The following is a 12,204-nucleotide window of genomic DNA, read 5'->3' as shown; positions in this document are numbered from 1 at the left end:
AGTTACTTAGCGATCACCACCGACTGAATCGCGGTGTATTCGTGAAGTCCTGCCTCGGCGAACTCCACCCCGATGCCGGACTGCTTATGGCCGCCGAAAGGAATGTGCGGCGCCATGGCGAAGTGCTGGTTGACCCAGGCGCTGCCTGATTCCAACCGACAGGCGATCTGTTTGCCCAGCGTGAGGTCTTGCGTCCATACCGAACCGCCCAGGCCATAAGGTGAGTTATTGGCTCGCGCTATGGCCTCATCGATATCATCAAAACGCAGCAGTGAGCGTACCGGGCCAAAAATCTCTTCATCCACCAGCGGGTTACCTTCCTCGATATCGCGAATCAAGGTGGGTTCGACGAAGTAGCCTGGGCCGTAGGTATTGCCTCCAGCAATAACGCGGCCGTGCTGGGGGGCCTGCTCCAGTAGCTTTTGCACGGCCTCGAACTGTTTACGGTTCTGCACGGGGCCATACTGAGTCTCTGGGTCTAATCCTTCGCCTAGCTTGGCGTCGCGGGCCAGCTCGGCGAGGGCGTCGCACATGCGGTCGTAGATGCCAGACTGAATATAGAGGCGCTTAATCGACATGCACACCTGGCCGGAGTTGACGAAGGCCAGCGCGAACAGCTGTGGTGCCACGGCGTCGACGTCCACATCGTCCAGCACGATGGCGGCGTCGTTGCCACCCAGCTCCAGGGTGAGGCGCTGCAAGCTATCGGCTGCAGAACGCATGACTGCCCGGCCGGTGGCCGTGGAACCCGTGAAGGACACCTTATTGATGCCGGTATGGCCGGTGAGCAAGGGGCCAACATCACCACCGTCCGGGAGTATGTTGACCACGCCTGGCGGTACCAGGTCGGCAATCAGTTCACCCAGGCGCAGGGTCGCCAGCGGTGTGGTGGGGCTTGGCTTGATAAGGCAGGTGTTGCCCGCAATCAGCGCTGGCCCCAGTTTGTAGCAGGCCATCACGAGCGGAAAATTCCAGGGCACGATAGCGGCCACAACGCCTAGGGGGCGTCGGTGGAGTTCAGCGCGCTGGCGCTCGTCGTCTTGCAGCGTGCGGGGTGAAAGATCCATTTCAGCGAAATAGCGCAAGATGGCCGGAGCCTGACTGGTTTCGACCGCGGCGCCTGCCAGAGGCTTACCCTGTTCCAGGGTTATCCACCGCTGCAGCTCCTCGGCATTTTCCTCAATGCAGTCGGCGATGGCGTGTAACGTCTGGCGGCGTTGTTCCATGGGCGCGTCCCGCCAGGCTGGCCACGCCTTTCTTGCCGCGCCAATGGCACGCTCGACGTCTTCAGGCGTGGCCTGGGGGCAGTAGGTCAGGGTCTCTTCATTACTGGGATTGATGACGGGCATCTGCTGAGTGCCAGAGACCAGCTCACCATTAATGAGGGCGTGAAATTTATGATTATTTTGCATGATGCTTCTCCTGTTGCGGCTACCCCATTCAATGCCGCATCGCGTGCTTGGTCTTGTGCATCCCTGCAGATTACTTGACGATTTCTGCAACGGTGGGTTGCCAAGCATAAGCACCTGGATCAAGCTAAATAATCGTGAAGTCCTATCAATAATAGAAACAACAAAATCGGAGTCACCCTGACATGAATGCCCTTACCTCAAGAGGGGCAGCATTCCCCGATAGAGCGCCGCCATTCTCGTTAAGCACCACCAGTCTGGAGTCTTTCGTGCAAGCAAACGAAAGGCAGTTGCTGCCCCTTGAGGTCGCACCATTAACGTCCACGTTTTTCGCCAGGCTGCGAGGGCAGGACTTGCTGCAAAGTCGACTGGTATACATCGCCAGCTCGCCGGTGCGCGTTGCTCGCACACCACGGCTAGCGGCGCAGACCGATGGCGATCATATCTTTAAGCTGGTTTGGCAATTACGCGGTGGAGCGCTGATGACACAGGGCGGCCAAACCATCCGGTTAGCCCCTGGCAAGATGACTATTTATCGGCTATCGAGCCCCTATCAGCTGCATACCCACGGGGATTATCGAGCCCTGATGCTGAAAGTCGATCTTGCCGATATGCCTGAATGGCGACGGTTGGCCGAACGTTGTGAAGGGCTTGCCATCCCTGTAGATGCCGCTGCTCATGCTGCGCTAGCCGCACTGCGCGTTCAGCTGAGGTGGGGCAGTGACCCATCGATGGGCCACGTGGAAGACGCCGCCTTGGAGCTGGTGTTCGGGTCTTTCTGGCGCTACCAAAGGGAGCAGCTTTATAACGCACCCATGCCCAGTGAACGGCTTACCAAAGCACGACGTGTGGTGCTTGAGCGCCTTGCCGATACGCTGCTGGCTCCTGAAGATCTGGCCTATGCCCTGAATATGTCGGTGCGAGGGCTTTACGATGAGTTCCGGCGTTAGTTACCGTATGACACCACCCGCAGCATTCATCCGTGAATTACGCTTGGAGCAGTGCTACTTGGCACTGTTAGACGCCACTCCTCAAAGGCGCAGCATCACTCATATCGCTCTGGAGCACGGTTTTTCTGATGGTGCGCATTTTGCTAGGGTGTTCCGCAAGCGCTATGGGGTATCACCTGGCGATCTTCGGGCACGCGGAAAACAGTTGGGTTAGCGGCGGAGCAGTCAAGGAGCCTGGCGTTTATCGTGGGGCCTGCTGCCGCAAGCGAAAATCCCGTGGTGAAAGCGTGGTATTGCGCTTAAAAAAACGCGTGAAGTAAGCCGGTTCAGAGAAGCCTAAGTTGTCAGAGACTTGGCCAATGGTCATATTGGTATAGGTGAGCTGGCGCTTGGCCTCCAGCAGCAAACGTTCATGCAGCAACTGCAGGGCGCTATGTCCGGCGAGTTGGCGGCAGAGCATATTCAAGTGCGCACTACTCACCCCAATCTGCTCGGCTAACTGTTCAATACTCGGCTGCTCGCGATAGTGCGCTTCGATCAGCGCTTGATAGCGCTCTAAATGCTGCCGTCCTTTGTCACTCTGGCGGGGGCCGTAGCGCTTTGCCGTGCTGCCGGTATACGCCACTAGGCGCGATAGCTCGACCACCAAGGCTTGAATAAGTGCTTCGAGCAGGCTGTTCCGGCCGGGGGCCGGTTGGCGGTACTCCTGGTCGATCTGAGCGACCAGGGTGGCAATTCGCTCAGCCCGGTTGGCCTGTAGCAGCGGGTAGAAGTCGGCTTTTTTTAGCGTACTGTTCTCACCCATTAGTGTATGTAAGTGGTCGGCCAGCGGTTTGGCCAGGGTAATAATGTGACCTTCCACATCCGGTGAAAAGATAAAGCCGTGAATAGTCATCGCGGGCACCACGATCGCGCTGGCGCTCTGCAGCTGATGGCTCGTTCCCTCCAGCTCTAACTCAACGCTACCTTGCGCAATAAACAGAATATGCACCAGGTCGGCATGGCGATGCGGGCGTATACGCCAGTCATGTAGCTGGCTGCGCTCAGGGATGGATTCGCAGTGAAGCAAGTCTGGCGTGGGCCAATGCTGCGTCTCGCCATAGAGCTTAAATACCGGAACGGACGTTGCCGACGAGGCTGGCATCACCTACATCTCCTATACGACTAAGGTTGAGTAATAACACGTTAAATGTCCAATAATTGATCTAGATCATGCCTTATTATGCGGCGTGTTTCATTGAAAAATACAAGTCATAAGTTTTTGATAATGACAACGATGAGGCATCCCCTATGAAGACACAGGTCGCGATTATTGGTGCTGGCCCTTCTGGCCTACTGCTGGGGCAGCTACTCCATCGCCAAGGCATTGATAATGTGATTGTTGAGCGGCGCAGCGGTGAGTATGTATTGAGCCGTATCCGCGCCGGTGTGCTTGAGCAGGGCATGGTGGATTTGCTGCGCGAAGCGGGTGTTGACCAGCGTATGGATGAAGAGGGCTTACCCCATGACGGTTTTGAGCTTGTTTTCGACAACCGCCGCGTGCGAGTAGCACTGGATGAACTTACCGGCGGCAGTAAAGTCATGGTTTACGGCCAAACGGAGGTAACGCGGGATTTAATGGAGGCTCGCGAAGCCGCTGGCGCAACCACGCTTTATGAAGCAGACAACGTCCAGCCTCACGACCTGGAGAGTGACAGCCCCTATCTCACCTTTGAACATAACGGTGAAACGGTCAGGCTTGAGTGCGACTACATCGCCGGGTGCGATGGTTACCATGGAGTCTCTCGTCAGGCGATCCCTCAAGAGCGCATAAAAGAGTTCGAAAAGGTTTACCCGTTTGGCTGGTTGGGTATGCTTTCGGATACGCCGCCGGTCTCCGATGAGCTGATTTACGCAAGCCATGAGCGCGGCTTCAGCCTCTGCAGCATGCGCTCCGCTACCCGCAGCCGCTACTACCTCCAAGTGCCGTTAGATGAAAAGGTAGAAAATTGGTCTGACGAGCGTTTTTGGGAAGAGCTCAAGCGCCGCCTGCCTGACGAGGTGGCCGCCAAGCTTGTCACCGGGCCTTCCATCGAGAAGAGCATCGCACCGCTGCGCAGCTACGTGGTCGAACCCATGCAGTACGGGCGGCTGTTCCTGGTCGGTGATGCAGCGCATATTGTACCGCCCACCGGTGCCAAAGGGCTTAATCTGGCCGCCAGCGATGTGAATACGCTCTATCGGCTAATGATGAAGGTCTACCAGGAAGGCCGCACGGATTTGATCGAGCGCTATTCGCAAACCTGCCTGAAGCGCATCTGGAAGGCGGAGCGCTTCTCCTGGTGGATGACCTCCATGCTGCACAACTTCTCTGACCAAGAGGATTTTAACAGCCGCATGCAGTTAGCCGAATTGGACTACGTGACCAGCTCTAAAGCGGGGCTGACCACCATCGCGGAAAACTATGTGGGGCTGCCCTACGAACCGTTGGAATAGCGTCTACCCTTTGTCCATTTATCCTCTTTGCCCAAGCTAACGCTTGGGCTTTTTTTATACCTAAACACCATGAAGCGTAGTGACGTTATTGGCGTTTTCTTGCTTGGTCATCAACGCGTTCTCAGATATAACAGAATCCTCGTACCCAAACGCTATACTGCAGAGCATTAGCGAGTTTTCGTCCAGCTTTAGCTCGTTGCGAATAAGCGTGTGATACCAAGCAAAAGCAGCGTGCAGGGGAGTAGTGATATTCGGGTGGATTGCTTTGGCTGTAATCAACGGTAGCTAACAGCCGCTGGAACGGCTGGCAATCTGCAAAAAATGCGTAACCATTGAGTGGTCGAGCGCAGTGTCAAGAAAGCTGCGCAATCATTTACTGCTCGTGATGGCGCTAACTACATCTATTCAGGTACTCCTCATATGTAGCTGATGACGGCGCCAGTATTAGAGCATCCATTAGTCGTAAACTATACGTGTAATTAAGCAAGATATTCCTATCCCTTGTGGTAGTTACGAATAAGTTAGACACGAAAATGGCAGCTATTTTATAGTTAAATATATGATTTAATTGCCTATTTTTATTTTTATGTAGTCATATCAATTTGCTCAGTTAGGTATACAAATCAACCTGAGAGGTATTGGTAGCACAACATTTCATACGTAACACTCACCTGCACCGTTATTGCTATGCAGGTAAAACGAACATGTCGCATACCACAGGGGCCGTTGAACAAGCGCCCTACGCTGAAGCCTCTGCTTTCAAGCCAATCTCACTTGTAATGGGTATCGTCATTGGCTTGGGTGTTTTCTTCCTTTTGCCTGAAACGCTGGCCTTCAATGCTCGTCTAGTGGCGGGCATTGCTATGCTGATGGCCACCTGGTGGATGACAGAGGCAATCCCCATTCCGGCTACATCGCTGCTGCCGCTTGTTCTGTTCCCTTTTTTCGATATTGCCTCAGTTGGTGAGACTGCCTCACCCTATGCCCACAGCATTGTCTTTCTAGTGTTGGGGGGCGTCCTGCTGGGCTTGGCAACGCAACGCTGGAATTTACACCGCCGCTTCGCGCTACTGACGGTGCTCACCGTGGGTACTAAGCCTGCTCAAATCGTCTTCGGTTTGATGTTCGCTAGCTGGTTTATCACCATGTGGGTGAGCAATACCGCCACCGCAGTGATTATGGTGCCAATTGGAGGCTCGATCATCGCGCTAGTGAAGTCACTGGGTAACGGTGATGACACGCCCAAGTTTTCGGCCTCTGTGCTACTGGGCATTGCCTATGCCATCACCATCGGCTCCATGGCCACATTGATCGGCCAGCCACCTATGGCGCTGATGCGTGCCTATATGGAAGACACCCATGGGCTTAGCATCGGGTTTGGCCACTGGATGCTGGTGGGTGTGCCGTTCTCATTCACCATGCTGATGCTGGCTTGGTTTGTGCTTAACAAACTGGTGTTCCGCTCGGAAGTTGAGAACATCCAGGGTGGCCGGGCGATGATTGAGACAGAGCTCAAGGGGATGGGCCGACTGTCGCCTGAAGAGTCACGTGTATTGATGGTCTTTGCCGGAGCAGTGTTCTGTTGGGTATTCCTGCCGTTAATCGCGAGAATTCCTGTCGTGCAGAGTGCGCTGCCGTGGTTGGGTAACATCAACGATACTAGTGTGGCGATTCTCTCGGCGATTCTGATGTTTGTGATTCCTGCCTCTAAAGGAAAAGGGGCGTTGCTGGAGTGGTCGGCTACCCGTGACGTGCCCTGGGGGGTACTGATTTTGTTTGGCGGTGGCCTAACACTCTCAGCCCAGTTCACCGCCACTGGCTTGAGTGCGTGGGTTGGCGAGAGCGTCTCGGGACTGTCAGGACTGCCGCCAATTGTGATTTTAGCTATCACTGCTCTCGTGATCATCCTATTGACCGAGCTCACCAGCAACACGGCGACGGCGGCTGCCTTCTTCCCGATTATGGGATCTATTGCCGTGGGACTGGGTATCGAACCTTTTCTGATGACCATCGTGGTTACCTTTGCCGTGAGCTGCGCCTTTATGTTGCCGGTGGCGACCCCTTCCAATGCCGTGGCTTTTGCAACGGGTGATCTTCCGATTAAGAGCATGATCCGTGCAGGTATCTGGCTCAACGTTATCGGCTTACTGGTGATCATGGTCGCGCTCTACACCATTGTCCCTCTGGTATTCGATGTCTCTTTCTAAATCGGGCCTGCAAACGTCACTGGCAGCGATTTCGATTTGACGTTGATAAATATCCATTCTATTTTGTTCGCAATAAAAATTAGTGTTCGTAATAAGAACAAAGAGGTTTCCATGTCTCAACCCTGCATAATTTGCGTCGCCATTACCGGCAGCCTGCCACGCAAAGAGAACAATCCTGCCGTGCCCATCACGGTTGAAGAGCAGATTGAAAGTACTCAGGCGGCTTTCGAGGCGGGGGCTACTATCGCTCACTGCCACGTGCGTAACGATGACCAAACGCCTTCCTCTGACCCGGAGAAGTTTGGCCGGCTGATGGAAGGGCTCAAGAAGCACTGCCCCGGCATGATTATTCAGCTCTCTACCGGCGGGCGATCTGGCGCTGGCGAGGCACGCGGCGGGATGCTGCCGCTGAAGCCCGATATGGCAAGCCTCTCGGTGGGCTCCAATAACTTTCCCAATCGTGTTTACGAGAATCCGCCGCAGTTGGTGGAGTGGCTTGCCGATGAGATGCTCAAGTACGACGTGAAGCCTGAAATCGAAGCGTTTGATCTGTCGCATATCCATCAGGCGGTTGCACTCTCCAAGCAGGGAAAGCTGAAAGCACCGCTCTATGTGCAGTTTGTCATGGGCGTTAAGAATTCGATGCCAGCGGACAAGCCAACGTTTGATTTCTATATCGAGACGCTCAAGCGGCTGGCGCCGGATGCACAGTGGTGCGGCGCAGGTATTGGCGCCAGCCAATACCTTCTTAATGAGTGGTCTATCGCCGCTGGTGGCCACACCCGTACCGGGCTTGAAGATAACGTGCGCCTGGATAGCGAAACGCTGGCGCCTTCCAACGCGGCGTTGGTCGAGCGCACCGTCGCCCTATGCGAAAAGTACCAGCGACCAGTGGCTACCTGGCAACAGGCGCGTGAGATGCTTGGGTTATAAACACGACAAAACCGGCAATAAAACCGCAGGAGTAGAGAGATGACCAATGTTACTGTCGTAGGTGATGCACCTGAGATCGACGAGATCAAACGCGTTGTGCAGCTATATGTCGATGGCTTTCAAGGCGGTCGAGAAAAGCTGGAGGAGGCGTTTCATAAGGACGCGTGGATTTTTGCTGTGGATGCTGATGGTAAGTTGGCAACCGACCTAATCAGCGACCGTTTCGAGCGCTGGGCGGCTAGCCACCGTAAAGTGACGAGCCGCTTTATTGCTGTCACCCAGGCGGGAGAGGTCGCCAGCGTATTGCTAGGCTTTGATAATAGCGACAACCTGGCGGATTCCTGGGTCGATGTGATTGCCTTGGTAAAGGTTGACGGCATCTGGAAAATTACCAATAAAACGGCAGCCCATAGCACCCGCGCCGCTTGGGCGAAGCCGAGCTCCTAGGCGTTAATGACCCCTATTCAGAGAACAGAGAAAACATCAGCCCACGCAGCCAGCGGTTGCCTGGGTCTTGATGAAAGCGACGGTGCCAGAAAAGATTAATCGGGATTTCTGGGAACGTTAGGGGGTGCTCACGAATGGCTAACCCGAAACGTGTTCGCGTTGCCTCGGCTAATTTATCGGTGACCGTCACCACTAGATCGCTGCTGCTGACGATATAGGGAACAGCTGCGAAATGCGGCAGTGTTAACCGAACTGGGCGCACAACCCCAGCGTGCGCAAGCTGCTCTTCGATAATGCCATGCCCCGTGCCCCGAGCAACCACCACAGCGTGATGCGCTGCGCGAAACGCCTCAAGGCTAAACTCCTCCGCAGCGAGGGGGTGATGCTCGCGCATTAAGCAAACGTAGCGTTGTACAAACAGTCGCTGCTGGTAGAAGCCTGCCCCTAGTTGCGGGATCAGACCAACTGCCAAATCTATCTCTCCCTCCTCCATCTCGTTTTTCAGGTCATTATGGTGGCTGCGCACGGTATTGAGTGAAACCCCCGGCGCATGGCGTGAAAGATGTTGCAGCAAGCGTGGCAGAAATACTATTTCACCGATATCGGTCATGTTGATATGGAAAGTGCGCTCACTCTTCGCGGGGTTGAAATCGTCGCATAGGCTCAGCGTGTCGTTCATGCGTGCCAACGCATCCGCAATACCGGGGTGAAGTCGACTGGCACGGGGCGTAGGTTGCAGGCCTTGCGATGTGCGCTCGAAAAGTTCGTCCTCCAGCAAGTGGCGTAAACGCTTCAGTGCATGGCTCACCGCCGGTTGGGTGATACCCAAGCGCAGCGCCACCCGTTGTGTATTTTGTTCTTGGTACAACAAGTCAAAAACAACCAGCAGATTCAGGTCAATGTTGGCAAGTTTCTCCATCACCTTACGCCTCGCAATGTATTCCACAATAGTCGAATGTAGCCGTCAGAGAGGTTTTTAACTGGTTGATTCATCTTGTTATTAGCGCCGTTTATAGTCTGAATGAAAGAAGCTGTGTGGTGGCAGTTGAGGCTTCCGAATAGCGTTAGGGGGAGAGCATAGCGCTCAACATATAACGATAAGCCCCTGAGCAGAGTTAAATCATGGTAGCTAACAGCACAGTAGCAAATACACAGCCAAAACGTCTTTCGATTGGCATCGTCGGTGGTGGTATTGGGGGCGTGGCCTTCGCCGTCGCGCTATCTCGAGATAGCCACCTTGATGTACAGCTTTTCGAAGCTGCTCCCCAGTTCTCCGAGATTGGTGCGGGTGTCTCCTTTGGCCCCAATGCGGTAAAAGCCATTCAGCTATTGGGGTTGGAAAACGCTTATCAGCGTATTGCCGATTCCTCACCAGCGCCCTTTGAGGATGTTTGGTTTGAATGGCGGCGTGGTAGCGATGACACTTACTTAACCGCCAGCTTAGCGCCAGGTGTTGGCCAATCCTCGGTGCATCGTGCCGATTTTCTGGATGCCATTGTCGCCAATCTGCCTGAGGGCATCGCCCACTTTGGCAAACGCTGTATAGGCGTTAAGCAAGAAGCCGATAGCGCCACCGCCAGCTTCGACGATGGCACTCACTTTACTGGCGATGTGATCATCGGCTTTGACGGTATTAGGTCTGCGGTGCGCTCTCATGTGCTGCCCCCGGAGCAGTATGGTGAAATTACCCCGTTTTGGAGTGGAACCTACGCTTATCGCGGCATGATCCCCACCGGCCAGCTTGAGGCTGCATTAGAGGCTAAAGGCAGCGAGAAACGGTTAGCGCTAGTCCCCCAGATGTATCTTGGCAAAGATCGCCATATTTTGACCTTCCCGGTTAAGCAGTCCCAACTCGTTAACGTCGTGGCCTTCATTACGGATCGTTCGATACCGAACCCTAAACTGCCCGAAGGCGAAGAGTGGGTTCAAGCCGTCAGCCAGGAGGAAATGCTAGAAGTATTTGAAGGTTGGAGTCCGGCTTGCCAAGCCATTCTTGAATGCATTCCTGAGCCAACGCGCTGGGCGCTGCATGAGTTACCTGAGCTTGCCCGCTACCAGCGCGACCGCGTACTGATCGTTGGCGACGCCGCCCATGCGTTAGTGCCTCACCAGGGGGCGGGGGCCGGTCAGGCGCTGGAGGACGCCTATGTGCTGGCGACTCTGCTGGCGGATGCCAGTTGCCGTAGCCACAACGTGAGCACTGTGTTGTCTGCCTTTGAACAAGTACGCCATAGCCGTACCTGCAAAGTGCAGCGTACCTCCCATGAGGCGGGCGATGTCTACGAATATGCAGGAGAGGGCATCGGCGACGACGAAGCCGAGCTAATTAACAATCTTGAGAGTCGCTTCGAGTGGCTGTGGAATCATGACCCACACGACGATGTGATTGCCGCTAAAAATAGCTTGCAGTTTGAAACAAGCGAGAACTGGGGGGGTGAACCAAAAACTATCCATTTAAAGCAATAACTTCTTTTATAAAGACGAACTACAACAAAGAGTGCAACGATGAAAACAAATAATACAACACTGACGTCGTTACTTGGGGCAGGCTTTTTGCTGGCAGGGCAACTTGCGATGGCTGAAGATGGCGAGCCTGTAAAGCTAGGTTTAATGTTGCCCTATACGGGTACCTACACGGCACTGGGCGAGGCTATTACCAATGGTTTGAAACTCGCTATTGAGCAGAATAGTGGACAGCTTGGAGGACGTGAAGTCGAGTATGTCCAGCTTGATTCCGAGGCCAATCCCTCCAAGGCCCCCCAGAATATGAGCCGATTAGTGAACAGTGACGAGGTCGACGTTGTTATTGGCCCTGTCCACTCAGGTGTGGCCATGGGGATGCTCCGCGTGGCCAAGCAAACCGGCGCTATTACCATTATTCCCAATGCTGGTTTGGGGGCAGCAACGAACGAACTTTGCATGCCCAATGTATTTCGTACTTCACATAACATGTGGCAGGACAGTTACCCTATGGGGAAAGTAGCCTATGATCGCGGCCACCGTGAGATGGTAACGATTACCTGGGATTATGCCGGTGGTAAAGAGGATATTGCTGCTTTTGAGGAGGCGTTTACGGAAGCCGGTGGTGAGATTATTGAGCAAATTCTGGTTCCTTTTCCCAGTACTGAGTTTCAAAGTTATTTGACGCAAATAGCCAGCCTCAATCCCGACGCGGTTTATACGTTCTTCGCGGGTGGAGGGGGTGTCAGCTTTGTGCGTGACTACGCTGCAGCCGGACTTAAGGAAAATATTCCCCTGTTGGGCTCTGGCTTTATGACCGAAGGTAATTTGGCAGCATTAGGGGGCGCGGGCGAGGGGGTGTTAACGACGCTACACTACGCTGAAACGCTGGAGAGTGAAGAAAATCAGAGCTTCGTAGCTGCTTATCAAGAGGCTTACGGTGAGATGCCTGATGCTTATGCCGTGCATGGTTATGACACTGGTGCCATGCTCATACAAGCGCTTGATGCAGTAGAAGGTGATTCCACTGACCGCGATGCACTCATTGACGCACTCGCTGCCGTTGAGCTGCAGAGCCCACGTGGATCATTGCGCTTCTCCAAGTCCCACCACCCGATACAAAATATCTACCTGCGTGAGATCCGCGATGGTCGGCACGAAGTATTATCGGTAGCGCATGAGCTACTCGAGTCACCCGATGCTGATTGCCAGATGTAAGTGAGTTTTTAGAGAGTTAGCGCTTATTATTGTTGGCAGTACGACTAAATCGTGTGATTAGCGTCGTGCTGCCTTCCTGTCCTTTACACCTCATGTCTCAATGAT

General features: G+C 54.2%; 11 protein-coding genes. 8 read left to right on the top strand and 3 right to left on the bottom strand.

Annotated features, from left to right (window positions below):
- Positions 1-2 precede the first annotated feature (2 nt).
- Complete coding sequence (locus E0L35_RS03080) at positions 3-1,412, bottom strand: aldehyde dehydrogenase family protein (RefSeq protein ID WP_138799560.1); 1,410 nt, start codon at positions 1,410-1,412, stop codon at positions 3-5.
- Between the two features lie 266 nt (positions 1,413-1,678).
- Between E0L35_RS03080 and E0L35_RS03075 the strand changes: the two genes are divergently transcribed.
- Both E0L35_RS03075 and E0L35_RS03070 read left to right on the top strand, forming a co-directional pair.
- Positions 1,679-2,359: a hypothetical protein gene (locus E0L35_RS03075; protein WP_171051098.1), complete on the top strand. Its 681-nt coding sequence runs from the start codon at positions 1,679-1,681 to the stop codon at positions 2,357-2,359.
- Between the two features lie 7 nt (positions 2,360-2,366).
- Positions 2,367-2,573: a helix-turn-helix domain-containing protein gene (locus E0L35_RS03070; protein WP_212751651.1), complete on the top strand. Its 207-nt coding sequence runs from the start codon at positions 2,367-2,369 to the stop codon at positions 2,571-2,573.
- A gap of 27 nt (positions 2,574-2,600) precedes the next feature.
- On the opposite strand, the gene E0L35_RS03065 is transcribed toward E0L35_RS03070, so the two are convergent.
- Entirely contained in the window at positions 2,601-3,503 is a 903-nt protein-coding gene (locus E0L35_RS03065) for a helix-turn-helix domain-containing protein (protein WP_138799557.1), read from the bottom strand.
- 146 nt (positions 3,504-3,649) lie between these two features.
- Here E0L35_RS03065 and pobA point away from each other — a divergent pair, with 146 nt between their 5' ends.
- The 4 genes from pobA (at position 3,650) to E0L35_RS03045 (ending at position 8,421) form a co-directional block, all read left to right on the top strand.
- On the top strand, positions 3,650-4,834 hold the full coding sequence (pobA, locus tag E0L35_RS03060; RefSeq protein ID WP_138799556.1) for a 4-hydroxybenzoate 3-monooxygenase: 1,185 nt from the start codon (positions 3,650-3,652) through the stop codon (positions 4,832-4,834).
- 704 nt (positions 4,835-5,538) lie between these two features.
- Positions 5,539-7,041, top strand: a complete 1,503-nt coding sequence (locus tag E0L35_RS03055; RefSeq protein WP_171051097.1) for a DASS family sodium-coupled anion symporter — start codon at positions 5,539-5,541, stop codon at positions 7,039-7,041.
- Positions 7,042-7,152: 111 nt separating this feature from the next.
- On the top strand, positions 7,153-7,974 hold the full coding sequence (locus E0L35_RS03050) for a 3-keto-5-aminohexanoate cleavage protein (RefSeq protein WP_138799555.1): 822 nt from the start codon (positions 7,153-7,155) through the stop codon (positions 7,972-7,974).
- Between the two features lie 39 nt (positions 7,975-8,013).
- The gene (locus E0L35_RS03045; RefSeq protein WP_138799554.1) at positions 8,014-8,421 is read left to right on the top strand and encodes a nuclear transport factor 2 family protein; all 408 of its coding nucleotides are present in this window, start codon (positions 8,014-8,016) and stop codon (positions 8,419-8,421) included.
- 13 nt (positions 8,422-8,434) lie between these two features.
- Here E0L35_RS03045 and E0L35_RS03040 read toward each other — a convergent pair whose 3' ends face one another.
- Positions 8,435-9,340 (bottom strand): LysR family transcriptional regulator, encoded by a 906-nt coding sequence (locus tag E0L35_RS03040; protein WP_138799553.1) that lies wholly within the window; start codon positions 9,338-9,340, stop codon positions 8,435-8,437.
- Positions 9,341-9,543: 203 nt separating this feature from the next.
- Here E0L35_RS03040 and salA point away from each other — a divergent pair, with 203 nt between their 5' ends.
- Together salA and E0L35_RS03030 are read left to right on the top strand one after the other, a co-directional pair.
- Positions 9,544-10,887: a salicylate 1-monooxygenase gene (salA, locus tag E0L35_RS03035; protein WP_138799552.1), complete on the top strand. Its 1,344-nt coding sequence runs from the start codon at positions 9,544-9,546 to the stop codon at positions 10,885-10,887.
- A gap of 39 nt (positions 10,888-10,926) precedes the next feature.
- The gene (locus tag E0L35_RS03030; protein ID WP_138799551.1) at positions 10,927-12,099 is read left to right on the top strand and encodes an ABC transporter substrate-binding protein; all 1,173 of its coding nucleotides are present in this window, start codon (positions 10,927-10,929) and stop codon (positions 12,097-12,099) included.
- The last annotated feature ends 105 nt before the right edge of the window (positions 12,100-12,204 follow it).

Origin of the sequence: Halomonas sp. ATBC28 (assembly GCF_005937175.1) — a bacterium.
GTDB classification, from domain to species: Bacteria; Pseudomonadota; Gammaproteobacteria; order Pseudomonadales; family Halomonadaceae; genus Vreelandella; species Vreelandella titanicae.
Note: the sequence above shows the minus strand (reverse complement) of the source record. Positions and strands in the feature narration are given on the sequence as shown.

Coding starts and splice junctions, on each gene's coding strand:
- E0L35_RS03080 (WP_138799560.1), bottom strand. CDS start 1,412: ATGCAAAATAATCATAAATTTCACGCCCTCATTAATGGTGAGCTGGTC.
- E0L35_RS03070 (WP_212751651.1), top strand. CDS start 2,367: ATGACACCACCCGCAGCATTCATCCGTGAATTACGCTTGGAGCAGTGC.
- E0L35_RS03065 (WP_138799557.1), bottom strand. CDS start 3,503: ATGCCAGCCTCGTCGGCAACGTCCGTTCCGGTATTTAAGCTCTATGGC.
- pobA (WP_138799556.1), top strand. CDS start 3,650: ATGAAGACACAGGTCGCGATTATTGGTGCTGGCCCTTCTGGCCTACTG.
- E0L35_RS03055 (WP_171051097.1), top strand. CDS start 5,539: ATGTCGCATACCACAGGGGCCGTTGAACAAGCGCCCTACGCTGAAGCC.
- E0L35_RS03050 (WP_138799555.1), top strand. CDS start 7,153: ATGTCTCAACCCTGCATAATTTGCGTCGCCATTACCGGCAGCCTGCCA.
- E0L35_RS03045 (WP_138799554.1), top strand. CDS start 8,014: ATGACCAATGTTACTGTCGTAGGTGATGCACCTGAGATCGACGAGATC.
- E0L35_RS03040 (WP_138799553.1), bottom strand. CDS start 9,340: ATGGAGAAACTTGCCAACATTGACCTGAATCTGCTGGTTGTTTTTGAC.
- salA (WP_138799552.1), top strand. CDS start 9,544: ATGGTAGCTAACAGCACAGTAGCAAATACACAGCCAAAACGTCTTTCG.
- E0L35_RS03030 (WP_138799551.1), top strand. CDS start 10,927: ATGAAAACAAATAATACAACACTGACGTCGTTACTTGGGGCAGGCTTT.